We start from the raw sequence: 25,650 nt of genomic DNA, 5'->3' as shown, positions 1-25,650 counted from the left end.
GGTCTTCCGTCCAGCGCAAAGAAGTGACGACTGATAGGACAAATCGCCCCCGTTCCGCGCACGCGGCTCGGCACCGCCCGAGGGGAATCGGTGCCCCCGGACGGTGCCGACGCGTACGCGGCGCGGCCGGGGAGCCGTGAGTCCCCGGCCTGCCGGGCCGGGTCAGGGCTTCACGGGCTTGCCGTGTCCCCATCCCCAGGCGAGGCGGTCGGCGCCGGACTGGTTGGTGGTCTCCAGCCAGGGCCGGGAGGCAGGGCCGACCAGCTTCTGCATCGAGTAGGTGTCGTCGGTGCGCAGACCCGGCCAGTAGACGGAGCCCATGCCGAGCTTGCGGAACGTGTCGGTGTCGGCCTGGATGAAGTTGATGAAGTTGTTGTCCGGAGCCGGGTGGTCGTAGTCGAGGCCCGTGGTCATCGGGGCACCGAACTCGTCGGCCACGGTCCGGCCCGCGCAGTCGCCGAGGCGCTCCTTGAGGTCGGACACCCACTGGTCGTAGGTGGCGTAGTCCTTCCAGAACCCGTAGTGGTGCAGTGACAGGTAGGTCCCCTTCAGGCGCGGGTCGGCGCAGACGGAGGTGACGTGGTCGTTGTAGCCGGCGCCGCTGACGAAGACCCGGTTGCGCGGGACGGCGGGGTAGGTGGCCAGCCACTTCGCGGCTATGTCGGCCCACTGGGCGTCGGTGTAGCCGTGCGGCTCGTTCATCGGCTCGAAGTAGACCCGCGAGTTGCCCTTGTAGGCCTTGACCACCGTGTCCCACATCGGCCAGTAGGTGGCGGTGTCGTCGATGAAGCCGTCCTTGTTGGCGCCCGTGCCCTCCCAGTAGGAGACGATGACCTTGAACCCCTTGGCCGTCGCCGCGTCGATGACCCCGCGGTAGGACTTCCAGTACGCGCCGTTGACGGTGTACGGGTTGATGGGCAGCCGGACGGTGTTGGCGTCGAGGTTGGCGCGGAACGCCGAGATGATCCGGCTCGCCTTGGCGTACGTCTGGGCGTAGGTGTCGGAGGTCGACAGGCCGGACAGCTGCAGGTAGTCGTCGGCGTAGTTGTCGCGCGGGTCCGCCCAGTTGACGCCCCGGAACTGGCTGGTGCCGGTCGGCGCGGCGGAGGCGGGGCTGCCGGTCAGGGTCGCACCGCTGACCGCGGCGATCGCCAGCGCCACGCAGGCGGCACGCAGTCGGGGGGTGAGGCGGTTGCTGGTGGGGGTCTTGCTCATCGACGTGCCCTTTCCGGAGATGGCGGCTCAGCGCCTCGCATGTTTACGTAAACATGACCTGCCGGGGTGCGGGATGTTTACGTAAACTCGACGGCGCCGGAATCGTGGCATCCGCCTCACCGGCCGTCAAGATTTCTCACGCGTAACATCCGGTGCATTGCGCAACAGACCCCGGGGGCGGGGGGACGGGTCGAGGAGGCACGAGTGGTCGAGCGGGGCGGCTCCGGTGTTCCGGGCGGGCGTCGGAAGCAGCGAGTGTCCATGGCCGACGTCGCCAAGCTCGCGGGGGTCTCCTCCCAGACGGTCTCCCGGGTGTCGAACGGCCATCCCGGCGTGATCGGCTCGACCCGGGAGCAGGTGCTCGCGGCGATGCGGGAACTGGGCTACCGGCCCAACAGCGCGGCCCGCGCCCTCAGGTACGGGCAGTTCAACACCATCGGTGTGATCCTCTTCAGCCTGTCCTCGACGGGCAACAGCCGCACGGTGGAGGCGATCGCCACGCAGGCGGCGGCCGAGGGGTACGCGATCACGCTGATCCCCATCGACGTCCCCACCCAGGACAACGTGCTCGGGGCCTTCACCCGGATGGGAGAACTGGCCGTCGACGCCGTCATCGTCATCATGGAGATCCATCTCCTCGACACCGGCACGGTGCAACTGCCGCCGGGCGTGCACGTCGTCGTCGTGGACTCCGATGCCGGCGACCGTTACGGCGTGGTCGACACCGACCAGGCCGACGGCGCCCGGAAGGCCGTCCGGCACCTGCTCGACCTGGGCCACCGGACCGTGTGGCACCTCACGGGGCCCCAGACGTCCTTCGCCGCCCAGCGCCGCACCCAGGCCTGGCGCGCGGCACTGGAGGAGGCCGGACGCCCCGTGCCGCCGCCGCTGCACGGCGACTGGTCGGCCGAGTCGGGCTACGCGGCCGGCCTCGCACTCGCCCAGCAACCGGAGTGCACCGCCGTGTTCGCCTCCAACGACCAGATGGCCCTCGGCCTGCTCCGCGCCTTCCACGAACGCGGCCGCTCCGTGCCCGGGGACATCAGCGTCGTCGGCTTCGACGACATCCCCGACGCCGCGTTCTTCGTGCCTCCCCTCACCACCGTGCACCAGGACTTCGCCGAGGTGGGCCGCCGCTGTGTCCGCAAGGCGCTGGAGCAGATACGCACCGGTGGGGGTTCGCGGCCCGGGACGGACCTGGTGCCGACGACTCTGGTGGTCCGGCGGAGCACGGGGACGGCGCCGACGGGGTGACGGGAGGGGCCGTCACAGGACGTCGGCGAGGCGGTCCACCTGGTCCGGGTCGAGGCCGTAGCAGTAGAGCACGACCTCGTCGGCGCCGAGGTCGGCGAAGGCGGCGACGGCGTCGCGGATCTCGGCCGGTGTGGTGAGCATGCCGGCCACCATCCGGTCGGACATGCCGGTGAACGTGTAGTACGCGTGCATGTTGGCCCGGGCTTCGCGGACCACGTCCTCGGAGCCCAGCGCGACGTTGACCTGCGCGACGATACGCGGTTCGCCGTCGCGGCCGTACTCCTGCCAGAATCTGCGGGCGGTGTCGAACAGGCCGCCTGCCCAGGAGGGTGCCGCGGCGGCGAGGAAGCCGTCACCCCATCGCGCGACGCGTTCGATCGCGGCGGGCTTGAAGCCACCGAAGAGCACCTCGGGACCGCCGGGCCGGGCGGGCGCGGGGCCGATCGGGCCGATGCCGTCGCCGTACGGTTCGCCGGACCACAGGCGGCGCATCACCGCCATCTGCTCGTCGAGGCGTCGGCCCCGGGTGCGTATGTCGGTGCCCGTGACCTGGTGGTCGTCGTCGCGGCCGCCGACGCCCAGGCCGAGGACCAGACGGCCACCGGCCATCCGGTCGAGGGTCGCGGCCTGCTTGGCGAGGAGGGCGGTGTCACGCAGCGGTGCGAGCAGCACCTCGGTCTGGACCCGGATGCGGGAGGTGGCACCCGCGAGGACGGCGAGCGCGACCAGGGGTTCGGGGTTGTCGTAGACCATCCGGTCCAGCAGACCGAGCGTGCTGAAGGGCCCGGCGTCGGCGCGCTGGGCCCAGGTGATCAGGGTGGCGGGGTCGCCGATGGGCAGGCCGATACCAACGTTCATGGGGAAACCTCCGAAAGGAAGGGTCGACGAAGACTGCTGCCGCCCCTCCGGCACCTCAGCGAGGTGGGACGCTCCGCCCTGCGGCGTGCTTCTGGGAAACGTCTCTTCGAAGTGACCTCACCCTAAGGTGAGTTGATTCGGCGCGACAAGCCGATTTCGGCAGACCCGCGAGGGCAGCCGGGCGCGCGCCGCGGCCCTCCATGGAACACCTTGCCCGGCTGCGGCAGACCCCCCGTCACCGTGGTGTGCGCCGCGCTGCTCTCCCTCAGCGTCGCGCCGCAAGGAGATCTTCTGGCTGCCGGTCATCCAGAGCCCGTACGGGCCCGTCCTCCACTCCCACGTGGTGCCGAGGTCGGGGCACCCGTCACGCGGCCATTGGGAGCCTCCCGCGAAGCGGCACGCGCCGGGCGCGCCGACGGCACCTCCGGCGACAAAGGCCGCGGCTCACAAGGTGCACCGTGCCCACCGCCGCCCGGGCGGGCAGTAACCGTGGTCCCTGCCCGCCCGACGCGTCCATGGTTCACGACTTCCGGATCAGAGGTGCATCGGTGTGGGCGGCGATGTCCTCGGCGGTGACATCCGGCGCGCATTCCACGAGAGCGAGGCCCTCGGGTGTGACGTCGAGGACGCCGAGGTCGGTGATGATGCGGTGGACGCACTGTTCGCCGGTGAGCGGCAGGGTGCATTCGGTGAGGATCTTCGGACTGCCGTCCTTGGCGGTGTGTTCCATCAGGACGATGACGCGGCGGGCGCCGTGGACGAGGTCCATCGCGCCGCCCATGCCCTTGACCATCTTGCCCGGGATCATCCAGTTGGCCAGGTCGCCTGCGTCGGAGACCTGCATCGCGCCGAGCACGGCAGTGTCGATGTGGCCGCCCCGGATCATGCCGAAGGACAGGGCCGAGTCGAAGAAGGAGGCCCCGGGCAGCACCGTGACGGTCTCCTTGCCCGCGTTGATCAGGTCGGGGTCGACCTCGGCCTCGGTCGGGTACGGGCCTGTGCCCAGGATGCCGTTCTCGGAGTGCAGGACCACATGGACGTCCGGGGGCAGGTGGCCGGGGATGAGGGTGGGCAGGCCGATGCCGAGGTTGGCGTAGGAGCCGTCTGTGAGTTCGGCGGCGGCGCGGGCGGCCATCTGGTCCCGGGTCCAGCCCAGCTGCGTTTTGAGGGTGGTGCTCATGCGCGTACGGCCCCTCGTGTCGAAGACGCGGAAAGGGAAAGGTGCTCGATCTGCTTGTCGGCGGCCTCGGTCGGGGTGAGGACCACGATCCGCTGGACGAAGATGCCCGGCAGGTGGATTTCGTCCGGGCTCAGCGCGCCCGGCTCGACGAGCTCCTCCACCTCGGCGACGGTGATGCGGCCCGCCATCGCGGCCAGCGGGTTGAAGTTGGCGGCGGACTTACGGAAGACCAGGTTCCCGTGGCGGTCGCCGCGCCAGGCCCGTACGAGGGCGAAGTCGGTGGTGATGCCGTGCTCCAGAACGTGACGGCGGCCCGCGAAGTCGCGGGTCTCCTTGGGCGGGGAGGCCACCGCGACCGTGCCGTCGGGCCGGTAACGCCAGGGCAGCCCTCCCCTGGCCACCTGGGTGCCCACCCCTGCCGGGGTGTAGAAGGCGGGGATGCCCGCTCCCCCGGCGCGCAGCCGTTCGGCCAGCGTGCCCTGCGGCACCAGCTCCACCTCCAGCTCGCCCGACAGGTACTGACGGGCGAACTCCTTGTTCTCGCCAACGTAGCTGCCCGTGACACGGGCGATCCGGCCGTCGGCCAGCAGGACTCCCAGTCCGCGCCCGTCCACACCGCAGTTGTTCGACACGACCTGCAGGCCGGTGGTGCCCTGGGCGTGGAGTGCCTGGATGAGCACGGCGGGGATGCCGCTGAGGCCGAAGCCGCCGACGGCCAGCGACGCGCCGTCCGGGATGTCGACGACCGCCTCGGCGGCGCTCGCGCGGACCTTGTCCATGGGAGAGAGGGCCTTTCTGTCGTGGCTGTCCTGCGTGGTCGCCGGTTCAGGCGTCCGCGCGCAGGGCGTCAGAGATCGACTTGGCGCCGCCGTGCGCGGTGAGTCCGCCGTCGACCGGTATCTCGGCCCCCGTGATGAAGGACGCCTCGTCGGAGAGAAGGAAGACGACGAGCGGGGTGATCTCGTCGACGGTCCCGGTGCGGCCGAGCGGTGTCTCGCGGACGTTCGCCTCTCGGAAGCCGGGCGCCGCGGAGGCGGTCATGTCCGTTTCGATGAAGCCGGGGTGGACGATGTTCACGCGGATGCCGACGGGCCCCAGTTCCATGGCGGCGGTCCGCGACAGGCCGCGCAGCGCCCACTTACTGGCCGTGTAGGCGACCGGGTAGTGGCCGGTGAGCGCCGCGGACGAGCCGACGTTCACGATCGAGGAGCCGGGTGGCATCAGCGGGGCAAGGTGCTGGATGCCCAGCAGCGGGCCGGTGACGTTGACCGCGTGGACCCGGGCCATGTTTTCGGGGCGTACGTCGTCGATCCGGGCCCGCCAGGTGACGCCCGCGTTGTTGACCAAGCCGTGCACCTGCCCGTACGCCTCACGCAGCTCGGCGGCGAGTTCCGCCCAGTCCTTCTCGTTCGTGACGTCGAGACGGCGGCAGCCGGGTGCCTCCGAGACGTCGGTGGCGATCACCCGGGCGCCCTCGCGGGTCAGCGCCTCGGCCTCCGCGGCGCCCTGGCCACCGGCCGCGCCTGTGACCACGACGACCTTGCCGAGGAGCCTCTTGCGGTGGAGGTCGGTCACGGCCGCTCCCGGGAGCGGCGTCGGCCGGTCGGCAGCGGTACCGGGGCGGCCCCGGCGACGACCGTGTTGGAAACGCTGCCGATGCCCTCGACGGTGAGCGTGACCGTGTCCCCCGGCTTCAACGGCGGCGGATTCTGCCTGCCGCGTACGCCCCACAGTTCCGCGAGGCAGCCGCCGTTTCCGCAGGTCCCGGAGCCGAGGACGTCGCCGGGGCGGACGACGGTGCCGCGTGAGGCGTAGGCGGCCATCTCCTCGAAGGTCCAGCTCATGTTGGACAGCAGATCCGTGCCCACGACCTCGCCGTTGATCTCGGCGGTGAGCGCCAGGCGCAGGAAGCCGTCCGCGTCGCGGTACTTCCCCAGCTCGTCGGCGGTGACCAGGTAAGGACCCAGCGTGGTGGCGGTGTCCTTGCCCTTGCAGGGGCCGAGGCCGACCTTCATCTCGGCGGACTGCAGGTCCCGTGCCGACCAGTCGTTGAAGACGGTGTAGCCGACGATGTGGTCGCGGGCCTGCTCGGGCGTGAGGTCGCGGCCCTCCTTTCCGATCACGGCGGCGACCTCCAGCTCGAAGTCGAGCACGCTCGACCCCGGCGGCATGGGGATGTCGTCGTGCGGCCCGTACATCGCGTAGGGGTTGCCGAAGTAGAACGTCGGGGCCGCGTACCACCGCTCCGGTACCCCGGCAGCCCCGTCCACGGACCGCCGTACGCCCTCGACGTGTTCCTCGAAGGTGACGAAGTCCCGCACGGTGGGCGGCTGGAGCGGCGCCAGCAGCCGTACGTCGGAGATGTGGGGGCCGACCGGGACGTCGAGGGTCGCGGAGCCCGCGTCGACCAGTTCGGGCAGGCCGCCGCCCTCGGCGAGCAGGCCGGTCAGTGAGCTGACGCCGGGCAGGGGGTGGAGCGTGCCGTCCTCTGAGACGACGGCCACGTGGCGTCGGTTGCGGTACTCGTACGCGGCGAAACGCATGGCAGTTTCCTGTCGGCGTGAAGGGTGGCACGAAGGCCGGGGGTGCGGCATGGGAGTCAGGGCAGTTGACAGGGCAACCGCACCCCCGGGGGACCGAAGGCTCCGCCGATCAGACCGGCGGAGCGACGAAGACGCCGCGGTCGACGTCGTTGAAGGACTCCTTGGTGACCAGTTCGTTCATGGGGTTGGCGGTGCCCCACTGGTCGGTGACCTCGGGCTTCGAGAAGTCGTAGACGTGCGGGTGCCAGGTGTCCTCGTCCAGCAGCTCCAACTCCGTCGTGTACTCCACCGTGTTGCCGTGCGGGTCGAGGAAGTAGGTGAACGTGTTGTCGCCCGCCATGTGCCGGCCCGGCCCCCAAATCTTCCGGAAGCCGGCGCGCATCACACGGCCGGAGCCGCGCATGTACTCGTCGATTCCGCGCATCTCGAAGGAGATGTGATGCAGCGAGGTGTGCGGGCCCTTGGCGATGGCCATGGAGTGGTGCTGGTTGCTGATCCGCATGAAGTGCATGACGTCGCCGATGTGCGGATGGCCGAGCGTGTCGGACAGCCGGAAGCCGAGGTGCTCCTCGTACCACGCCTTGGTCTTGTCCAGGTCCGGCGAGTTGAGGACGACGTGCGACAACTTGACCGGGATCGACTCCTTCTCCTCGATCTTGCGGTGCTGCCGCACCTCGACGTCGGCCGAGACCTCGATGGTGCGCCCGTCGACGTCGAAGAAGCGGAAGCCATAACCGCCGCCGGGTGTTTCCACCTTGCCCGGCTGGGAGATCAACTGCACGCCTCCGGCGAGGAGTTGCTCGGCGAGCGTATCCACGTCGGCCGGGCTCGCGGCACCGTAGGACACGAGGTCGAGCCGCTTCTCCTCGGCCTTGCGCAGCCGGACGACGTACTGCTCCGGGCTGCCCTCGGCGGCCAGGAAGGCGATGCCGGAGTCCTCGGCGACCTTGGTCAGGCCCCAGACGCCGGCGTAGAAGTCGAGTTGCTTGTCGTAGTCCGGCACGGCGAGGTCGACGTGGCGGAGGTGGGTGAGCAGGCGGTTGCTCATGGGGCGTCCTCCTCAGACGAGGTTGAGCACAGCCGCGGCGTTTCCGCCGCGGACGGAGCGGAAGTCGGTGTCGGACAGGTCCGCGGCGCGCAGCGCACCGAGCGGGTCGTCGGTGCCCATGTCGAAGGGGAAGTCGGAGCCGAGCAGGACCCGTTCCGGGCCGACCGCTCGCAGCAGCTCCCGCAGCACCTGGGGGTCGTGGACGAGGGAGTCGAAGTACAGCTGCCGCAGATAGCTGCTCGGTTCCCGCTCACAGCCCCGGGCGTCGGGACGGGCCCGCCAGGCATGGTCGGAGCGGCCGATGTGGGTGGGCAGGTAGCCGCCGCCGTGCGCCGCGATCAGCTTCAGGCCCGGATGACGGTCCAGGACGCCGGAGAAGATCAGGTGGGAAAGAGCGACCGCGTTCTCGGTGGGCTGGCCGACGGTGTTGGACAGGTACCACCGGTCCAGGCGCTCGTCGAGGGAGCAGCCGAACGGGTGCAGGAAGACCAGGGCGCCTGTCTCCTCCGCACGGGACCAGAAGGCTTCGTACGCCGGGTCCGACAGTTCGTGGCCGGGCGCGTGCGAGGAGATCTCCACCCCACTCAGCCCTTGGTCCAGGGCGTGGTCGAGCAGGCCGACCGCGAGGTCGGGGTGCTGGAGCGGGACGAGGCCCAGGCCGTGCAGACGGTCGGGAGCCTTCGCACAGTGTGCGGCGGTGCCCTCGTTGGCCAGTCGACAGACCCTCTCGGCCAGCGGGGGCTCGGCCCAGTAGTGGTAGTGGGACGGCGAGGGGCTGACCAGCTGGATGTCCACGCCCTGCGCGTCCATGGCCGTCAGGCGCACCGCGGCGTCCGTCAGCTTCGGCACGCGCGCGCCGACCATCGGACCGTTCACTGCCAGAGCCGCCGGGCCGTTGCGGCGCGCGTCGAGGGCGCGGGCGTCGGCGAGACCGGGATGACCGGCGACGGCCTCCTCGACCTCCGGGAGAAGGAGGTGGGCGTGGACGTCGATGGTCGGCACGAAGGATGCGGTGGTGGTCACGGGCGCTCCTTGAGGAGGTTCATGGTGCGGCCGACCAGCCCGGCCATGTCGGCGTCGCGCACACCGTCCAGCTGCCACTGGCCGATCTGCATGGACGCCTCGACGACGGTGCGCACCCGGGGAATGCGGCGGTCGTGGTAGGCCTGGAGCAGCTCGTCGTCCCAGTCCCGGCCGTCGGCCACGGCCCCGCTGAGCAGCTCGGCGAGGACGAGGGCGTCCTCCAGGGACATGGCCGCACCCTGGGCCATGGTGGGCGGGCAGCAGTGGGCGGCGTCGCCGATGAGCACGACCCGGCCCCGGTGCCAGGAGTCCTCGACCAGCAGGCGGTCGAACCAGGTGTAGTTGACCTTCTTCGGGTCGGTGATGTGCTCGGTGATCTCCGGCCAGACCCCGCCGTAGTTCTGCGCCAGGCGGCGCATCTCGTCGGCGTAGGTGGCCGGGTCGATGGAGGCGCGGTCGCGGCACCCTTCGACGACGTACGCGTAGATGGTGTTCTCGCTGGTGGGGCAGTAGCCGGCGATGTAGGCGGGGCCGCCGTAGGCGAGGTCGGTGCGCGTCACGCTCTCGGGCCGCGGGGCGGCGATGCGCCAGATGGCCATGCCGGTCGGCTCGGGTTTGTCCGTGATGCCGATCGCGGCGCGGGTGGCGGAGTTGACTCCGTCGGCGCCGATCACCAGGTCGTAGCGGCCCTCGCTGCCGTCGCTGAAGCGCACCGACACGCCGTCGGCGTCCTGCTCCATCGCTTCGGCGGTGATGCCGAGGCGAACGTCGGCGCCGCAGGTGCGGACCGTGTCGATGAGGATCTGCTGCAGCTGGGGGCGCTGCATGCCGAGGGTGGCGGGCAGGTCCTCGCCGCCGGTCTGGATGTCCTCGGCGACGAACAGGACGGTGCCGTCGGGGGTGGTCACGCCCAGCGAGCCGAAAGCGTATCCGGAGGCTTTCACCTGCTCCCACACGCCCAGTGCGCGTAGGACCCGCAGGGCGTTGCCCTGGAGGGTGATGCCGGAGCCGGTGGTGGCGTTCCAGTCCGGCCTGGCCTCGATCAGGTCGACGGCGATGCCGGCGCGGCGCAGAAGGATGGTGACGGCGTTGCCTGAGGCGCCCCCGCCGATGACCAGGACGGTGGGTGTGCCCCCGGCCGGAGGCTGGGAGAGAGTGCGGCTGTCAGCCATGTCGGGGATTCCTCCCGGGGTTGGCCGCGCGACTTCGGGCGGCGGGGGCTGCGGCTCGCCCGCTGCGAGTGCGGGCCAGAGGTGGGGACGGGTCACCCGGCGAAGCGGGTGGAGCGGTGGGGGCCGGTGCGCCGCTGCTGTCCGGGGAACGGCGCATCCGGCAGTGGTGCGGGTTACTTGACGGCGATCGGGTTGACCGGGGAGCCGACGGCTCCGGTGATGGGGAGGGGAGCGGCGGTGAGCCAGAACTCGTACACGCCGTCGTCGGCGCAGTCGGCGGCGAGTGCGTCGAGGTCCCACATCTCGCCGATCAGCAGGCCCATGTTGGGGATGACGACCTGGTGCAGCGGCTGGAAGGCGTTGTCGAACTCGTTGGGGCGGACCTCGAAACCCCAGGTGTCGGTGGCGATGGCGGCGATCTCGGTGCCGTGCAGCCAGCCGGCGGTGGTGAACGACAGGCCGGGCGCGGGGCCGCCCGCGTAGTCGCCCCAGCCGTCGCGGCGGGCGCGGGCGAGGCGTCCGGTACGGACGAGGACGATGTCGCCGCGGCCGACGGTCACCCCATGGGCCCCAGCGGTCTGCTCGAGGTGCTCCTCGGTGATGGCGAACCCGTCGGGCAGCTCTCCCCCACTCTCGGCTCCGCTCGAGCGGGAGGTGCCCCCACCCGTGCCGACGACCAGGCCCACGTCGAGCAGCACGCCGCGTCCCGCGACGTACGGCGCCATGTGCTCGATGCCGGTGACAAGGTCTCCGTCGGAGGTGACCACCTGCTCGGCGGCCCGTCCGTTCCACGCCTTGCCGTGGTCGAAGATGTGCCCGAGGCCGTCCCACTGGGTGGAGCACTGCAGCGGCATGGCGATCACGTCGTCGGCACCGCCGATGCCGTGCGGGAAGCCCTGGTTGCCGAGGGCCGCGTCGGTCCCCGTGTCGAGCATCGTGTGCACCGGGTTGGTGCGGCGCCGCCAGCCCTTCTGCGGGCCGTTCATGTCGAACCGCTGCGACAGCGAGAAGCTCACGCCGCGGCGCACGAGCGCCGCGCCCTCGCGCCGCTTGGCCTCGTCGAGGAAGTTCAGCGTGCCGAGCACGTCGTCCTCACCCCAACGCCCCCAGTTGGAGTACGCCTTGGCGGCCTTGGCTATCGCGCCCTCCGGGTCGCGGCGGTCCAGGCTCATGCCGTTCCCTCCGCGACACAGCGGGTGCGCTGCACGCCCAGACCGGTGATGGAACCCTCCATGACGTCGCCGTCGCGCAGCAGGCGTCCCCAGTGGATGCCGTTGCCGGCCGGGCTGCCGGTCAACACCAGGTCACCGGGCAGGAGTTGAGCCGTCTGCGAGGCGTACGACACCAACCGGGCGACTCCGAAGAGCATGTCCTTGGTGGACTCGTCCTGCATGGTCTCGCCGTTCAGCTTGAGCGTGACCCGCAGGTCACCGGTGTCCGCGATCGAGTCCGCGGGTACGAGCCACGGGCCGAGCGGTGTGAAACCGGGAGCGTTCTTGCAGCGCAGCCAGTCGGTGCCGATGGCCTTCATGTCCCGGCGGAACACGGTGGCGCGGTCGGTGAGGTCGTTGGCGATGGTGTACCCGGCGACGTACTCCAGGGCCTCCTCGACCGTCACCCGGTAGGCGGGCTTGGCGACGACGGCCGCCAGCTCCAGCTCCCAGTCCGGCTTTTCGGCCCAGGCGGGCAGGACCACGTCGTCGTAGGGGCCCGTGATCGCGCTGGGCAGGCCGATGAACACGTAGGGCAGGTCCTCGGCGGCCCGGCGGTCCATGACCGCGGCGATCTCCGCTCGTGCCTCCTCGACGGTGCGGGGGTCGTCGGGGGAACGGTGGGCGACCTCCAGATCGATCACGTGCTGCCGGTAGTTGGCGCCGGACTGGAAGATCTGCCGCGGCTCGATGGGGGCGTGCACGCGCAGGCCCTCCAGTGGCAACCGGCCGACGGAGTCGTCGTCCGCCAGGGTGCGCAGGACGGGGAGGGTCTCCTCCCACCGCTCCAGGACTGCGCGCAGATCCGACGGCGCCCAGTCCAGGGCGCTGCGCAGATCGAGTACCCGGTCATCGGCCAGGAGGCCGGGAAACGACTCCCCGTCCTGAGCGGAGAACGTGCCGAGCGCGAACGGGCCGGCTGGTTGCGCGGGCATTGCCATCAGATTTCCTCCAGCGGGGTCGGGGTCTACTCTGACCCCGATCAGCCGATCACGGAAATCAATCCTGTGGATGTGCCGAATCCACGTCATGGATGACTCTCGCTGCTAGGTGGTTGCCGGTGAACCTGTCCCGACTCGACCTCAATCTGGTCCTCGCCCTTCGCGCGCTGCTGGAGGAGCGCAATGTCACCCGGGCCGGCGAGCGCATCGGCCTCAGCCAGCCGGCCATGAGCGCCGCGCTGTCCCGGCTGCGCCGCCATTTCGACGACGAATTGCTCGCCCGCACCGGCAACGCCTACGAGCTGACTCCGCTCGGCGCCGCCCTGCGCGACCGCAGCGCCACCGCGTGCGACCTGCTGGAGCGGGTCTTCTCCAGCCAGGCCGACTTCGACCCGGCTGCGGAGTCACGTGAGTTCACCCTGCTCGCCTCCGACTACGGGGCGGCCGTGTTCGGTGCCGCACTCGCCCGCACCTTGCACGAGGAAGCGCCCGGCATCCGGCTCACCTTCCAGCACCCGGCACCGTCCGTCGTGGAGAACACCGCCGCGGTGCTGAGCACCGTCGACGGACTGCTGATGCCGCACGGCGTCATCGACGGCTTGCCCGCCGTCGACCTCCACCAGGACCGCTGGCTGTTCCTGGCCGCCGACGATCACCCCGAGATCGGTGACGCACTCTCCCTGGACCAGCTGGGGCGTTTGCCCTGGGCCGTCTACCAGCGTCCCTACGACGCCCCGGCCGCCCGCCAGCTCAGCATGATAGGGATCAGTCCCCAGGTGGAGGTGTCCGTGCAGACCTTTCAGCTACTGCCCCTCATGGTCGAGGGCACGCGCCGGATCGCGATGATCCAGGAGCGCCTGGCACGCAAGGCGGTCCGATCGGCCGCGGTGCGCGTCCTGCCCTGCCCCTTCGAGGCGGTACCGGTGCGGGAGGCGATGTGGTGGCACCCGGTGCACGCTCAGGACGCGGGCCACATCTGGCTGCGGCAGAAGGCCGCGGAAGTGGGCGCGACGCTGGCGGGCAACGGCTACAGCCATGGCAAGGGCCCAGGGAAGGCCGTGCCCGTCGACCAGAGCGCGGGGCTGCCGCCGGGCCGGCTCTGACCGGGCCCGGCGGCAGCCCGTGATCGACGCGCTCTCGGTGGCCTTCCCGCACGCCCTCAGGCCAGCTGTTCCGGCAACGGCCGGGGATCGACGGCGCCCACCCGGCGGCGGGCCGCCCACAGCCCCGCCGCGACGAGGGCGGCGGCCAGCCCCAGCACGCCCACCGCACCGGCGAGACTGCCGACCGCGGACTCCCCGGCGAGCAGCACCAGCGGGCAGATGAACTCACCGCCGAAGAAGGCCGTCATCCACAGCCCCGTCCCACGGCCGCGGTCCTCGAACGCCAGGCGGGACATGGCACTGGTGAGAAGGGCGGGCAGCAGCATGCCGGTGCCCACACAGTTGACGACCGCCCCGATGACCAGCAGCGGGGCATTGCCCGCGAGGAACATCACCCCGAAGCCGACCGCGCAGACCGCGAAGACGGCGGGCAGCATCGGGTCGGGAGAACGCTTGAGCCGGGCGAAGGTGACCGCTCCGCCCACGGTCGCGGCACTGGCGATCGCGGTGGCCAGTCCGATCACGCCGGTGTTCTCCACCCCGAGGTCGTCGAGCAGGTACGACATCTCCACCGGGACGGTGTAGAAGACCACCGCCCCGAAGAAGGTGAGGGCACAGATACCGCCCAACTGCCGCCACGAGAACGAGCGGCGGGCCTCCGTCTCGGCCGAAGTCTCCTTGTCGTCCGCACGGGCCGCCGGGTTGGGCAGGGTGGTTGCCATCAGCGGGGCGAGCGCCAGGCTCACGGCGTAGACCCAGAAGGGCACGCGCCAGCCCGCCGATCCGGCGGCGCCGCCGAGCACGAAGAAGACGGTGGCCGACGCGGAGGCGCACATGGTCTGCAGGGCGAGGTACTTCACCCGTCGGTGACCGCTGTAGTAGTCGCCGATCAGAGTCGTGCAGCAGGTCATGATCGCGGCCTCGGCGACTCCGACCAGGGCGCGGCTGGCGATGATGCCGCCCAGCGAGTCCAGCCACAGCGGTGCCGTGCCGAACAGCGCGTACAGGACGGTCGCCACGACCAGCAGGCGCTTTCGGCCCACCCGGTCCACGATCACCCCGGCGAACGGGGCCAGCAGCGCCAGCGCCAGCGCCGGGACGGTCAGCGCGAGGGGCACCAGCGCCTTCGCCCCCGGGACCGACGCGAAGTGGTCCTGCATCTTCGGCAGTACCGGGGCGATCAGCACCGCCCCCAGGATCGGCAGACAGCTGCCCGCCATCAGAAGGGTCACCCGCAGCAGATGGGCCGGACCCGAGACGGCTACGGCTGGCGGAGTGGTGGCATCGACCACCGCGTGAGGCGGCGGGGGCACGGAACCGGGCATGGCGACTCCAGGGGGCGGTGTGAGGGAGTGGGCATGCCTCACGGGCGCCGACGGCGCACGGCATGCTGGGGAAGCTCGCACGTCGGCGGCATCCGGACAGCGGCGTGCGGTAGCGACGACTATGGGGGCGCCGAAGCGCCGGTGCCATCCTCTGAGCGATCCGAATCCCTTATCTGTCCCATCCACGCTGTGGATGGGATGGGCAACCGTCACGCGGACGGAAGACGTGCACGATGGTTCCTGCGCGCGCGAACAGCGGTGTCCCGGAGCTCGGTCGCCCGGCCTCCGGGACACCGTCGGCTGCCGGCAGCCGACATGTCGCGCGCGCCGGGCAGCGTCAGCGGACAGGCAGCGGCAGGACGCGCCGATAGGCGGCGACGGCGACGACCGCGACCACCACATGCATCACCATCAGCGCGGCGACGGCCAGCGGCCCACTGCCGGGCGTACCGCCACCGAGCAGGGACAGGTCGGGCCCGAACGACACGACCACGAGCACGGGCACCAGCCACCGCAGCAGCCCCGCCGGGTTCTTGGCGACACGACGGACGACCGCCCAGCCTATGGCGCCGAGGACGACGCCGAACACCGTCAGCGGCCCGTACGCGGAGGGGTGCAGCGGAGCGAAATCGCCCGACGCCCCCGCCGCGCGGGCGAGCAACGCGACCACCACGTTTCCGAGGACGGCCACGACAGCCGCCGCGAGAAGCCCCGCGACCGCGGTCAGGCCGCGGGAGCGCGGCGCGGGCGGGGCGGACGATACGGCTTCGGGGACGGAACCGGACATGGGGACCTCCTGCGGAGAGCTCAAGAACGACAGGTGCAGCGCCGGAAAGGCAGGCGTTTGATTCCTCAAACATGTAGGACGCTACTCCGTAGTGTTTGATCAGGCAAACACCTCGGTTAGAGTGGCCACCATGACATCCCCCCGGTGGCTCGCTCCCGAAGAGCTGCGAGCCTGGATCAGCTTCCTCGACTGCTCGACGCTGCTGAACGACTACCTCGATCAGCAGTTGCGGCGCGACGCGGCCATGACGCACCCGGACTACAGCCTCCTGGCCCGCCTGTCCGTGGCACCCGACCGCGCCCTGGGGATGTCCTTGCTCGCCGAGCAGTTGAAGTTCACCCGCAGCCGCCTCACGCGCGCGGTGATCCGCCTGGAGGAGTCGGGCTACGTGCGGCGCCGGGAGGATCCGGCCGACGGACGCGGACAGCTGGCCGAACTCACCGACGCCGGCATGGAGTTGCTGACCAAGGCCGCCCCCGGCCATGTTGCTGCCGTACGCCGCGTGGTGTTCGACGCCCTCAGCCCCGAACAGGTGGAGCAACTCGCCACCATCACCGCCACCGTGGTCGCCTCCCTCAAGCAGGCCGGCGAGGAGGACGCCTACCCGGCGGCCCTGCCGTGGCATCGCCGCTGACTCCGAGAACCTGCCCAGTTCGCCGGACTGAGCCTGCGTCAGTTCGGCAAGCCGTTCACCGCGGTGCCGCGCGAGGGTGCGGATCCGGTGCGCAAGGGCCACCCGTGGAGCCTGCCGCTCGAGGGCCGCGTGCTGCTGGTCGCCGCGTGCAGGAGGACTGACGTGACCCTGCGCCAGCCGGCGCCGCTGTTCAGGGTGTCCAAGTCCGCTGTCGACCGCATCATCGACCACCTCGGACCTGTGCTCGCCGTCCAGCGACGCAAGCGGTTCCGCCAGGACACCGTGCTGGTCGTGGACTGCACCCTGGCCCCCCGGTGTCGATCACAGCGTTGCCGAGCAGCCGGAGAATTACCGGTACTCGAGCAACCACCAGGTCGTGATCGATGCCGACACCCGGCTCGCCTGGGCGGCCGGACGCCGCGGCTGAAGTCGGGCGCCCTCAAGGGGGCCCGGTGGGGCATCGCCCGACCTGCGGCATGCAGAGGGACCGCGAACCGCCTCGATCGCTCTCCCGTAGGCAACTGCGCGTCGTCAGCCTGGTCGCCGTCTCCCCGGCCGAGGAGCGGACGCTCGTCGAACAGAGCTTCCCGGGCCGCTGTCCAGATGGAGTTCCATGGGCTGGTTGCGACCGAGTCCATGCGACCGGATGGCGTCTCAGATGACGCCGAGATCAATGCCGGTCAGGTGACGGCTGACGTCCCAGAGCCGGGCCGCGACCGACAGGTCGGAGAGATGGCTCCACGGCGGTTCGCAGCGGGGCTTGCCGCGCAAGGAGAACATCCGCGGGCCCCAGAGCTGACCTCCGTGCACAGCCGGGTCGAGCACCGCTCGCACCACCGGCCACGCCCCGGCGTCCTTGCCCTGGACGACGAGAGCGGCGGGTGCCGCCCGCAGGCCCTCGCCGACGGTGCGCACATGTACCGGAGGCCGCGACGGGGTGAGGGAGTCCAGGGCGCCGCCCGGGTGCGCCACGACGCTCGTCACCGTGCTGTCGACGGCCCGCAGGCGGCGGTCGAGTTCGAGGCCGAAGTACATCTGCGCCAGCTTGGAACGCCCGTAGGTGCGCCCCGGCCGGTAGTCCCGCCGGGACTGGAGGTCGTCGAGGTCGAGCCGTTCCGACTTCGCCGCGAAACTGCCCACGGTCACGACGCGGGCCGCCGGCGCGGCCGAGAGCAGGGGCATCAGACGGTGGGTGAGCGCGAAGTGCCCGAGGTGGTTCGTGCCGAACATGAGCTCGTGGCCGTCGGCGGTCTCCCTGCGCGGCGGGGCGTCGAGCGCCACGCCGGCATTGTGGACCACGGCGTCCAGGCGGTCCGTGTCCAGGGATGCCACCGCCGCTCCGAGTGACGACAGGTCGGCGAGGTCCAGCCGTACGGCACGCACCCGTGCGCCGGGCACACGCGCGCGGATCGCGGCCATGGCGACTTCGGCCCGCTCGGGATCGCGGCTGCCCAGCACCACGGTGGCCCCGGTCGCCGACAACTGCTCGGCGGTGAAGTACCCGATGCCGGCGTTGCCGCCGGTGACCAGGACGACCCTGCCGTCGGCGCGGGGCGGACGCCGTACGTCCCAGGGGGCGGCGGAGGATTCGGACGGCATGGCGCAGGCTCCCTTGCTGTTGGGGGACGGGTCGAGGACGCTCCCGGGGAGCGCGCTCGCCGCCCACGCTCCCAGCGCCCACCGACACATCGCCTACGGATCACCGACAGCCCGGGCGGACGGCGGGCCGAGGGTGGCGGGCGGCGGGAAATGCGGTGCCGTTCCGCCCGGCCGTCCGGCACACTCGCCCCATGGACATAGCCGACCACCTCCACGTCCTGGACCACGAGGGCCGTCTGCTCGCCGCGGCCGCCGAGGCGGCGGGAGCCGATGCCAAGGTGCCGACCTGCCCTGGGTGGCAGGTGCGGGACCTGCTGCGGCACACGGGTGCGGTGCACCGCTGGGCGGCGGGGTTCGTCGCCGACGGACTCACCGAGCCGGGCCCGCTGGGAGACGGCCCCGATCTCGACGGGGACGAGCTGGTGAGCTGGTACCGGGACAGTCACCGGCGGCTCGTGGACACCCTGGCCGCCGCGCCGCCCGATGTGGCGTGCTGGACCTTTCATCCGGCGCCGTGCGCCTCGCCGTTGGCCTTCTGGACGCGGCGGCAGGCGCACGAGACGACGGTGCACCGGTACGACGCGGAGTCGGCGGCCGGGGGCACGGCGTCCCGGATCGCCACCGACTTCGCCGTGGACGGCATCGACGAGCTGCTGCGCGGATTCCACGCCCGGCCGAAGAGCGGGGTCCGGACCGACCGGCCGCGTGTTCTGCGGGTGCGACCCCTGGACGCTGACGCCGTGTGGACCGTACGGCTGTCCGACCGGCCGCCCGTCGCCGGCCTCGGCGAGTCGGGGGACGCGGAAGCCGAACTGGCCGGTCCGGCCGATCAGTTGTACCTGGCGCTGTGGAACCGGCTGTCCGTGCCCCGGGTGACCGGCGACGCCGAGCTCGCCACCCTCTGGCGCGAGACCTCAGCGATCGGCTGAGTCGGTCAGCATCCGGGTCAGCACCGCGCGTTGCACCGGCCGTACCTCGCCGTGCAGCGCGCGCCCCTTGTCGGTGAGGGTCACGCGGACGCCTCGCCGGTCCTCGGCGCACATGGCCCGCTGCAGCAGCCCGTCCTTCTCCAGGCGGGCGATCAGGCGGGACAGAGCGCTCTGGCTGAGGTGGATGCGGTCCGCGATCTCCTGCACGCGGTAGGTGCAGCCGCCGTCCGCCGCGGAGCCCTCGGAGAGCAGGTCGAGCACCTCGAAGTCGCTGGCGCACAGGCCGTGTCCGTGCAGGGCACGGTCGAGTTCGCACTGGGTGCGGGCGTGCAGCGCCAGGATGTCCCGCCACTGGTTCACGAGCTCCTGCTCGGCCTTCTTCGCCGCCATGAGCGCACGTTAGCAGAGAAACCAGTTTGTTGCATCGTAATTAAATGCGTTTGCATCTCATGCATACGCATGTAGTGTCTCCGGCATGACCTCTCCGCTCACCACCCCCGCGGTCCCGTCCCCGGCGGTCCGCTGGACCCCTCGACTGTGGGGCACCCTGCTGGTGCTCTGCGCCGCGATGTTCCTGGACGCGCTCGATGTGTCGATGGTCGGCGTGGCCCTGCCCTCCATCGGCTCCGACCTCCATCTGTCCACGTCGACGCTGCAATGGATCGTCAGCGGCTACATCCTGGGATACGGCGGGCTGCTCCTGCTCGGCGGCCGGACCGCCGACCTCCTCGGCCGGCGCCAGGTCTTCCTGGTCGCCCTGGGCGTGTTCGCGATCGCCTCGCTGCTCGGCGGACTCGTCGACTCGGGGCCGCTGCTGATCGCCAGCCGCTTCGTCAAGGGGCTGAGTGCCGCGTTCACCGCACCGGCGGGCCTGTCCATCATCACCACGACCTTCGCAGAGGGACCGCTGCGCAACCGCGCCCTGTCGATCTACACCACCTGCGCGGCCACCGGCTTCTCCATGGGCCTGGTGCTCTCCGGCCTGCTCACCGAGGCCAGTTGGCGTCTGACGATGCTGCTGCCCGCGCCCATCGCACTGCTCGCGCTGCTCGCCGGGCTGAAACTGCTGCCGCGCAGCACTCGCGAGAAGGATCACAACGGGTACGACATCCCCGGCGCCGTCCTCGGCACCGCCTCGATGCTCCTGCTGGTCTTCACCGTGGTGCAGGCGCCGGAGGCCGGCTGGGCCTCGGCCCGTACCCTGCTGTCCTTCCTGGCGGTCGCCGCGCTGCTGACCGTGTTCGTGATCGTCGAGCGGCGCTCGCCCGGCCCGCTGATCCGGCTGGGTGTGCTGCGCTCGGGGCAGCAAGTGCGGGCCCAGCTCGGGGCGATGGCGTTCTTCGGCAGCTACGTCGGCTTCCAGTTCCTGGTCACCCTGTACATGCAGTCCCTGCTCGGCTGGTCGGCGCTGCACACGGCGCTCGCCTTCCTGCCCGCCGGTGCGCTGGTGGCGGCGTCCTCGACCAAGGTCGGCTCGATCGTCGACAGGTTCGGCACCACGCGGCTGATCGCGGCGGGCTTCGCCCTGATGGTCGCCGGGTACGCCCTGTTCCTGCGCGTCGACCTCGACCCGGTGTACGCGGCGGCGATCCTGCCGTCGATGCTGCTGATCGGAGCGGCCTGCGCGCTGGTCTTCCCCTCGCTCAACATCCAGGCCACCAACGGGGTCGAGGACCACGAGCAGGGCATGGTCTCCGGGCTGCTCAACACCTCGGTCCAGGTGGGCGGCGCGATCTTCCTCGCCGTCGTCACGGCGGTGGTCACCGCACACGCCCCCACCCACGCGACCCCGCAGGCCGTGCTCGACAGCTACCGTCCGGGGCTGCTGGTGGTGACGGGCATCGCCCTCGCCGGGCTCCTGATCACCCTCACGGGACTGCGTGGCCGTCGTGCCCCGCAGCGGACCGTCGTGGTCGCCGGGTCCACCGTGGAGGTCGCCGGGTCCACCGTGGAGAAGGAGGCGGACGCGGAGCGCGTGGCGGTCCGCGACTGACGGGGAACGCCTCCGCACGTGCGCCCGGCCGGAGTTGGTTGCTCCGCCGGGCGCACGCCTGTGAAACTGGGCGGATGGACGGGTACGGGGGACGACGGAACAAGGCCGAGCAGGACGCCTGGACAGTCGAGATCGGGTACGCGCTGCTCAGCGCGGTGTTAGTGGCGGGAGTCGCGTTCGGGGCCGTCGGGGGGCCGGCCCTGCTCTTCGATCTGCCGCCCATGCTCTCGACGGTGCTGCTGCGCGTCGGCGGCACGCTGGCGGCCGTCGCCTTCGTCGCCCGGGTGGTGGGTGTCCTGGTGAGCTTCCGGCAGGGGGCTCAGCCCAGCCAGCCCGGTCGCACCAGCCCGGACTCGTAGGCCAGCACCACCAGTTGGGCCCGGTCCCGGGCTCCCAGCTTGACCATCGTGCGGCTCACATGGGTCTTCGCGGTGAGCGGGCTGACCACCAGACGGCGGGCGATCTCCTCGTTGGACAGGCCGATGCCGACCAGCGCCATCACCTCCCGTTCCCGCTCGGTGAGCGCGGCGAGTGCGTCCGCTGCCGCGGGCTCCTTGGAGCGGGCCGCGAACTCCGCGATCAGCCGGCGGGTCACGCCGGGCGACAGCAACGCGTCGCCGTCGACCACGGCCCTTATGGCACGTAGGAGTTCGTCCGGCTCGGTGTCCTTGACCAGGAACCCGGAGGCACCGGAGCGGATCGCCTCGAAGACGTACTCGTCGAGTTCGAAGGTGGTGAGCATGACCACCTTGACCTCCTTCAGGCCCGCGTCGCCGGTGATACGGCGGGTCGCGGCCAGACCGTCCAGCAGCGGCATCCGGATGTCCATGAGGACGACGTCCGGGCTCAGTTCGCGGACCTTGCCGAGGGCCTCCTCGCCGTCCGCCGCCTCTCCGGCCACCTCGATGTCCGGCTGCGCGTCGAGCAGTGCCCTGAAACCCGCCCGTACCAGCGACTGGTCGTCGGCGAGCAGTACCCGGATCACTGGTCCTCCCTGGGGTGCGAAGGCAGTACGGCGAGGACCCGGAAGCCGCCGTCGGGGCGCGGGCCCGCCTCGATCGTGCCACCCAGTGCGGCGGCCCGCTCGCGCATTCCGGCGAGCCCGTTGCCGCTGCCGCCCGCCTGCGCACCGGTCGCGGGGCCGTCGTCGTCGATCTCGAGCCGCACCACGCCTCCGCCGTGGTCGAGGCGCACGCGCGCGTGCCGCGAGACGGAGTGGCGTACGACGTTGGTGAGCGCCTCCTGGACGATACGGAAGGCGGCGAGGTCGGCGCCGGGCGGCAGGCGCGGCGGCTCGCCCTCGACCTCGACGGTGAGGCCCGCGCTCGCCGCCTGTTCCACCAGTTCCGGCAGCCGGTCCAGGCCGGGCGCGGGGGCGCGAGGGGCGTCTCCGGGCGCGCGCAGGGTGGCGAGGACCTGGCGCACCTCGCCGAGCGCCTCCTTGCTGGCGTCCTTGATGGTGGTGAGTGCCGCCCGCGCCTGCTCCGGGTCGCTGTCCAGGAGTGCGAGGCCCACGCCGGCCTGCACGTTGATCACGGAGATGCTGTGCGCCAGGACGTCGTGCAGTTCCCGGGCGATGCGCAGCCGCTCCTCGTCCGCGCGTCTCCGGGCCGCCTGGGCCCGGTCGGCGCGCTCCCGGGCCCACTGCTCGCGCCGTACCCGGGCCAGTTCCGACAGTGCGAGGACGGCCAGCACCCAGGCGGCGACGACGACCTCCGGGCCGATGCCCGTTCCCTTGTCGTGCGGCGGTGGAAGCAGGCGGTACAGCCAGAGCGCGACCAGGACGTGCCCGGCCCACAGCAGCCCCAGGGACGCCCAGGCGGCACGGCGGTGCCCGGTGACGACCGCGCCGAAGCAGCTCACGACGACCGCCAGGTACACCGGTCCGTTGGGGTAACCGGCGGCCAGGTAGACCAGTGCGGCCGTGGCGGTGCCGAACGCCACGGACACCGGGTGCCGCTGCCGCCACAGCAGCAGGCCCGAGGCCACGAGCAGCAGCACACGCCCGGGGACGCCCAGCGGCTCGCGGCCCGGCTGCTGGTGCTCGGCGAAGGTGGAGCCGACCAGCACGAAGACGGTGAACAGCACGGTGGAGCGCCACGGCCAGTGCGCGCCCGCGGCTTCTGTGCCGTCCGGTCCGTGCCGCCGGCCGGGCCACGGTCCCGGTCCGTGCCACCGGCCGGGCCACCGTCCCGGCCGGTCCCGTCGGCCGGGCCGGAACCGGCGCCCGCGCTGCTCTTCCATGACCGCCACGCTAGACGCCGGCCGGACGGGCGGGCGTCCGCCGGGCGTGGTGATCACACGTACTCCCCGGGAAGTACGACACCCCGCCGTGCGGGGACCTACCTCAGCCCCACTCCGTGCGCCAGCCCGGTCACCGCGTGCCGGAAGAAGGTCTCCCGGTCCTCGACCACCCGGTGGAACTGCCCGAACAGTTCGAACCCGACCAGGCCGAACAACTGCGCCCAGGCCGCCACCAGCGCGGTCGCCGCCTCCGGGGGCAGGTCGGGGGCGAAGTCGGCGACCATGCGTTCGGCTTCGGGGCGCAGTTCCGCGGGGAGCGACAGGCCGGCGAGGCCGGGCCCCTGGTGGGCGTCCCGGACGATGCCGATGAGGACGAGGCCCACGCGGGCGGCGGCCCGGACGGTGGTCTGGGGGGCGGAGTAGCCGGGGACGGGCGAGCCGTAGATCAGCGCGTACTCGTGCGGGTGGGCCAGCGCCCAGCCGCGCACCGCTTCGCAGACCGCCGTCCAGCGAGCCACGGGAGCGGCGTCGGAGGCGGTGTCGTGGGCCTGCTCGGCGGCCTCGCCGAGGGAGTCGTAGGCGTCGATGATGAGCGCGGTCAGCAGGTCGTCGCGGCTGGGGAAGTACCGGTAGAGCGCGGAGGAGACCATGCCGAGTTCACGGGCCACCGCGCGCAGGGAGAGCTTGGCGGCGCCCTCGGCGGCGAGTTGTCTGCGCGCCTCGTCCTTGATGGCCGCGGTGACTTCGATCCTGGCCCGCGCGCGGGCGCCCTTTGCGGTGCTCATGAGGAACAGTCTGCCATGGAACGAGAGCACCGCACACAAGAGAGAGCGGTGCTCTTGCCAAGGTGACCGGTCTCGTGCAGACTCTCCTTGAAGCGAGAGCACCGCTCTCCCGAATGCAGGGGGTCTCATGTCCACACACGTCAAGAAGCCCGGTTGGTTCACCGTCAACGTCTTCAACCGCTTCGTCGCATGGCTGACCCGTCGCGGCATCAGCGTGTGGGGCTCCCGGGTCCTGGCGGTCCGCGGCCGCAAGAGCGGCGAGTGGCGGACCACCCCGGTGAACCTGCTGACCGTGGACGGGCGACAGTACCTGCTCGCCCCGCGCGGCCACGTCCAGTGGACACACAACATGCGTGCGGCCGGCGGCGGCGAACTGCACCTGGGCAAGAACGTGGACGTGTTCACCGCGGAAGAGGTCGCCGACGAGGAGAAGGTCCCGCTCCTGCGCGCCTACCTCAAGCGCTGGAAGGCCGAGGTCGGAGTCTTCTTCGATGGAGTCGGCCCCGACTCCCCCGATGACGACATGCGCCGCATAGCCCCCGACCACCCGGTGTTCAGGATCACCGTCAAGAGCTGACGGTGTCACCGGGCGCCGGGTTCCGCCGTTCCAGCGCGGTCAGGGCGCGCTGGGCCATCGGATGCGTGCGGACGAGCTCACCCAGCGACGTGGAGCCCTGCGTGATGTCCTTGAAGGCCTTCCACGCGGGCCGGATGCTGGTGAGGGCCACGTGGAACAGACCCGGCCGACGCTCGAACGCCGCCAGCATCCGCTTGCCGACGCTCATCTCGACGCCGAGCCCCGCCTTGATCGCGAACGCGTAGTTCAGGGCCTGCCGACGGGTGTCCACGGCGTCGTGGCCCTCGGCGATCCGGACCGCCCACTCCCCCGCGAGCCGCCCCGACCGCAGGGCGAAGGAGATGCCCTCGCGGGTCCACGGCTCGAGCAGCCCGGCCGCGTCCCCGCACACCAGGACCCGGCCGCGCGAGAGCGGGGAGTCGTCGGCGCGGCAGCGCGTCAGGTGCCCGGAGGAGATGCTCGGCTCGAAGCCGGCGAGCCCGAGGCGGGCGACGAAGTCCTCCAGGTACCGCTTGGTTGCGGCGCCTTCGCCGCGGGCCGAGATCACGCCGACCGTCAGTGTGCCGCCCTTGGGGAAGACCCACCCGTAACTGCCGGGCATCGGCCCCCAGTCGATGAGGACCCGCCCCTTCCAGTCCTCGGCCACCGTCTCCGGCACCGGGATCTCCGCCTCCAGGCCGAGGTCTACCTGGTCGAGCTTCACCCCGACGTGCGCGCCTATGCGGCTGGCGCTGCCGTCGGCGCCGACCACCGCGCGGGCGAGCAGTGTCTCGCCGCCCTGCAGGACGACGGCGACCGTACGGCGGTCCGGCACCGCCGAGCCGTGCTGCTCGACCCGTGTCACGGTGACGCCCGTGCGCAGCTCGGCGCCCGCCTTCTGGGCGTGCTCGACCAGCTGCTGGTCGAACTCGGGCCGGTTGATCAGCCCGAACAGCATCTGCTTGGAGCGGCGGGTACGGGTGAACCGCCCGTTGTTCGAAAAGGTGACCGCGTGCACCCGGTCCAGCAGCGGCAGCTCGAAGCCGGGCGGCAGGGCGTCGCGCGACGGGCCGATGATGCCGCCGCCGCAGGTCTTGTAGCGGGGCAGTTCCGCCTTCTCCAGCAGCAGCACGCGTCGTCCCGCGACCGCCGCCGCGTAGGCGGCCGAGGCCCCCGCGGGTCCCGCGCCCACCACGACGACGTCCCACACCCGCTGCACGTCGTCCGCCGAAGAGTTCTCGCCGCTCACG

The 25,650-nt window shown here is 71.5% G+C and carries 26 protein-coding genes and 1 pseudogene; 8 read left to right on the top strand and 19 right to left on the bottom strand.

Features of this window, described 5'->3' with window-relative positions:
- Window positions 1–162 precede the first annotated feature (162 nt).
- Window positions 163–1,215, bottom strand: a complete 1,053-nt coding sequence (locus tag ACFYZQ_RS13610) for a glycoside hydrolase family 5 protein (RefSeq protein ID WP_389145911.1) — start codon at window positions 1,213–1,215, stop codon at window positions 163–165.
- Between the two features lie 261 nt (window positions 1,216–1,476).
- Here ACFYZQ_RS13610 and ACFYZQ_RS13605 point away from each other — a divergent pair, with 261 nt between their 5' ends.
- Window positions 1,477–2,469: a LacI family DNA-binding transcriptional regulator gene (locus tag ACFYZQ_RS13605; protein WP_389145908.1), complete on the top strand. Its 993-nt coding sequence runs from the start codon at window positions 1,477–1,479 to the stop codon at window positions 2,467–2,469.
- Between the two features lie 12 nt (window positions 2,470–2,481).
- On the opposite strand, the gene ACFYZQ_RS13600 is transcribed toward ACFYZQ_RS13605, so the two are convergent.
- The 10 genes from ACFYZQ_RS13600 to ACFYZQ_RS13555 all read right to left on the bottom strand — a co-directional run bounded on the left by ACFYZQ_RS13600 (window position 2,482) and on the right by ACFYZQ_RS13555 (window position 12,445).
- Window positions 2,482–3,327, bottom strand: coding sequence for an LLM class flavin-dependent oxidoreductase (locus tag ACFYZQ_RS13600; protein ID WP_389145906.1), 846 nt, complete (start codon window positions 3,325–3,327; stop codon window positions 2,482–2,484).
- A 520-nt stretch (window positions 3,328–3,847) separates the two neighbouring features.
- Window positions 3,848–4,483 carry a CoA transferase subunit B gene (locus tag ACFYZQ_RS13595; protein ID WP_389146244.1) on the bottom strand — a complete coding sequence of 212 codons (636 nt, stop codon included), beginning with the start codon at window positions 4,481–4,483 and terminating at the stop codon, window positions 3,848–3,850.
- A gap of 20 nt (window positions 4,484–4,503) precedes the next feature.
- Window positions 4,504–5,286, bottom strand: a complete 783-nt coding sequence (locus ACFYZQ_RS13590; RefSeq protein WP_389145903.1) for a CoA transferase subunit A — start codon at window positions 5,284–5,286, stop codon at window positions 4,504–4,506.
- 46 nt (window positions 5,287–5,332) lie between these two features.
- On the bottom strand, window positions 5,333–6,082 hold the full coding sequence (locus tag ACFYZQ_RS13585) for an SDR family oxidoreductase (protein ID WP_389145901.1): 750 nt from the start codon (window positions 6,080–6,082) through the stop codon (window positions 5,333–5,335).
- Entirely contained in the window at window positions 6,079–7,050 is a 972-nt protein-coding gene (locus ACFYZQ_RS13580) for a fumarylacetoacetate hydrolase family protein (RefSeq protein WP_389145898.1), read from the bottom strand. Before ACFYZQ_RS13580 ends, ACFYZQ_RS13585 begins: the two co-directional genes overlap by 4 nt.
- A gap of 109 nt (window positions 7,051–7,159) precedes the next feature.
- Window positions 7,160–8,098: a VOC family protein gene (locus ACFYZQ_RS13575; protein WP_389145895.1), complete on the bottom strand. Its 939-nt coding sequence runs from the start codon at window positions 8,096–8,098 to the stop codon at window positions 7,160–7,162.
- 12 nt (window positions 8,099–8,110) lie between these two features.
- The gene (locus ACFYZQ_RS13570; protein WP_389145892.1) at window positions 8,111–9,121 is read right to left on the bottom strand and encodes an amidohydrolase family protein; all 1,011 of its coding nucleotides are present in this window, start codon (window positions 9,119–9,121) and stop codon (window positions 8,111–8,113) included.
- The gene (locus ACFYZQ_RS13565) at window positions 9,118–10,293 is read right to left on the bottom strand and encodes an FAD-dependent oxidoreductase (protein WP_389145890.1); all 1,176 of its coding nucleotides are present in this window, start codon (window positions 10,291–10,293) and stop codon (window positions 9,118–9,120) included. The genes ACFYZQ_RS13570 and ACFYZQ_RS13565 overlap by 4 nt, the downstream gene beginning before the upstream one ends.
- Before the next feature lie 173 nt (window positions 10,294–10,466).
- The gene (locus tag ACFYZQ_RS13560; RefSeq protein ID WP_389145887.1) at window positions 10,467–11,465 is read right to left on the bottom strand and encodes a cyclase family protein; all 999 of its coding nucleotides are present in this window, start codon (window positions 11,463–11,465) and stop codon (window positions 10,467–10,469) included.
- Window positions 11,462–12,445, bottom strand: coding sequence for a fumarylacetoacetate hydrolase family protein (locus ACFYZQ_RS13555; RefSeq protein ID WP_389145884.1), 984 nt, complete (start codon window positions 12,443–12,445; stop codon window positions 11,462–11,464). The genes ACFYZQ_RS13560 and ACFYZQ_RS13555 overlap by 4 nt, the downstream gene beginning before the upstream one ends.
- 119 nt (window positions 12,446–12,564) lie before the next feature.
- Between ACFYZQ_RS13555 and ACFYZQ_RS13550 the strand changes: the two genes are divergently transcribed.
- Window positions 12,565–13,548: a LysR family transcriptional regulator gene (locus ACFYZQ_RS13550; protein ID WP_389145881.1), complete on the top strand. Its 984-nt coding sequence runs from the start codon at window positions 12,565–12,567 to the stop codon at window positions 13,546–13,548.
- Between the two features lie 56 nt (window positions 13,549–13,604).
- Here the strand turns inward: ACFYZQ_RS13550 and ACFYZQ_RS13545 are convergent, their stop codons facing one another.
- Both ACFYZQ_RS13545 and ACFYZQ_RS13540 read right to left on the bottom strand, forming a co-directional pair.
- A complete protein-coding gene (locus tag ACFYZQ_RS13545) occupies window positions 13,605–14,873 on the bottom strand; it encodes an MFS transporter (protein ID WP_389145878.1) in 1,269 nt (422 codons plus the stop codon).
- Between the two features lie 337 nt (window positions 14,874–15,210).
- On the bottom strand, window positions 15,211–15,660 hold the full coding sequence (locus tag ACFYZQ_RS13540; protein ID WP_389145876.1) for a DUF6069 family protein: 450 nt from the start codon (window positions 15,658–15,660) through the stop codon (window positions 15,211–15,213).
- Between the two features lie 130 nt (window positions 15,661–15,790).
- Here ACFYZQ_RS13540 and ACFYZQ_RS13535 point away from each other — a divergent pair, with 130 nt between their 5' ends.
- Together ACFYZQ_RS13535 and ACFYZQ_RS13530 are read left to right on the top strand one after the other, a co-directional pair.
- On the top strand, window positions 15,791–16,294 hold the full coding sequence (locus ACFYZQ_RS13535; protein ID WP_389145873.1) for a MarR family winged helix-turn-helix transcriptional regulator: 504 nt from the start codon (window positions 15,791–15,793) through the stop codon (window positions 16,292–16,294).
- A 27-nt stretch (window positions 16,295–16,321) separates the two neighbouring features.
- Window positions 16,322–16,712 (top strand): annotated as a pseudogene (locus ACFYZQ_RS13530) (transposase family protein); the annotation flags it as partial.
- 236 nt (window positions 16,713–16,948) lie between these two features.
- Here ACFYZQ_RS13530 and ACFYZQ_RS13525 read toward each other — a convergent pair.
- The gene (locus ACFYZQ_RS13525; RefSeq protein WP_389145870.1) at window positions 16,949–17,893 is read right to left on the bottom strand and encodes an SDR family NAD(P)-dependent oxidoreductase; all 945 of its coding nucleotides are present in this window, start codon (window positions 17,891–17,893) and stop codon (window positions 16,949–16,951) included.
- Between the two features lie 191 nt (window positions 17,894–18,084).
- On the opposite strand from ACFYZQ_RS13525, the gene ACFYZQ_RS13520 reads away from it, so the two are divergent.
- Window positions 18,085–18,822, top strand: a complete 738-nt coding sequence (locus ACFYZQ_RS13520; RefSeq protein WP_389145867.1) for a maleylpyruvate isomerase family mycothiol-dependent enzyme — start codon at window positions 18,085–18,087, stop codon at window positions 18,820–18,822.
- Here the strand turns inward: ACFYZQ_RS13520 and ACFYZQ_RS13515 are convergent.
- A complete protein-coding gene (locus ACFYZQ_RS13515; protein ID WP_389145864.1) occupies window positions 18,808–19,212 on the bottom strand; it encodes a MarR family winged helix-turn-helix transcriptional regulator in 405 nt (134 codons plus the stop codon). The genes ACFYZQ_RS13520 and ACFYZQ_RS13515 overlap by 15 nt on opposite strands.
- Before the next feature lie 85 nt (window positions 19,213–19,297).
- On the opposite strand from ACFYZQ_RS13515, the gene ACFYZQ_RS13510 reads away from it, so the two are divergent.
- Together ACFYZQ_RS13510 and ACFYZQ_RS13505 are read left to right on the top strand one after the other, a co-directional pair.
- Window positions 19,298–20,815 (top strand): MFS transporter, encoded by a 1,518-nt coding sequence (locus ACFYZQ_RS13510; RefSeq protein WP_389145861.1) that lies wholly within the window; start codon window positions 19,298–19,300, stop codon window positions 20,813–20,815.
- Window positions 20,816–20,889: 74 nt separating this feature from the next.
- Window positions 20,890–21,174: a DUF6332 family protein gene (locus tag ACFYZQ_RS13505; protein ID WP_389145858.1), complete on the top strand. Its 285-nt coding sequence runs from the start codon at window positions 20,890–20,892 to the stop codon at window positions 21,172–21,174.
- On the opposite strand, the gene ACFYZQ_RS13500 is transcribed toward ACFYZQ_RS13505, so the two are convergent.
- From ACFYZQ_RS13500 to ACFYZQ_RS13490, 3 genes are all read right to left on the bottom strand, one after another.
- Complete coding sequence (locus ACFYZQ_RS13500; protein ID WP_389145855.1) at window positions 21,135–21,800, bottom strand: response regulator; 666 nt, start codon at window positions 21,798–21,800, stop codon at window positions 21,135–21,137. The two genes, ACFYZQ_RS13505 and ACFYZQ_RS13500, sit on opposite strands and share 40 nt — an antisense overlap.
- Window positions 21,797–23,059 (bottom strand): sensor histidine kinase, encoded by a 1,263-nt coding sequence (locus ACFYZQ_RS13495; protein ID WP_389145852.1) that lies wholly within the window; start codon window positions 23,057–23,059, stop codon window positions 21,797–21,799. Before ACFYZQ_RS13495 ends, ACFYZQ_RS13500 begins: the two co-directional genes overlap by 4 nt.
- A gap of 98 nt (window positions 23,060–23,157) precedes the next feature.
- Window positions 23,158–23,844, bottom strand: coding sequence for a TetR/AcrR family transcriptional regulator (locus ACFYZQ_RS13490; RefSeq protein WP_389145849.1), 687 nt, complete (start codon window positions 23,842–23,844; stop codon window positions 23,158–23,160).
- A gap of 127 nt (window positions 23,845–23,971) precedes the next feature.
- On the opposite strand from ACFYZQ_RS13490, the gene ACFYZQ_RS13485 reads away from it, so the two are divergent.
- Window positions 23,972–24,421, top strand: a complete 450-nt coding sequence (locus tag ACFYZQ_RS13485) for a nitroreductase family deazaflavin-dependent oxidoreductase (RefSeq protein WP_388790730.1) — start codon at window positions 23,972–23,974, stop codon at window positions 24,419–24,421.
- Here the strand turns inward: ACFYZQ_RS13485 and ACFYZQ_RS13480 are convergent.
- Window positions 24,411–25,649: a geranylgeranyl reductase family protein gene (locus tag ACFYZQ_RS13480; RefSeq protein ID WP_389145846.1), complete on the bottom strand. Its 1,239-nt coding sequence runs from the start codon at window positions 25,647–25,649 to the stop codon at window positions 24,411–24,413. The two genes, ACFYZQ_RS13485 and ACFYZQ_RS13480, sit on opposite strands and share 11 nt — an antisense overlap.
- Window position 25,650: the final 1 nt, after the last annotated feature.

The organism is Streptomyces sp. NPDC001843 (genome assembly GCF_042891955.1).
Classification (GTDB): domain Bacteria; phylum Actinomycetota; class Actinomycetes; order Streptomycetales; family Streptomycetaceae; genus Streptomyces.
Note: the sequence above shows the minus strand (reverse complement) of the source record. Positions and strands in the feature narration are given on the sequence as shown.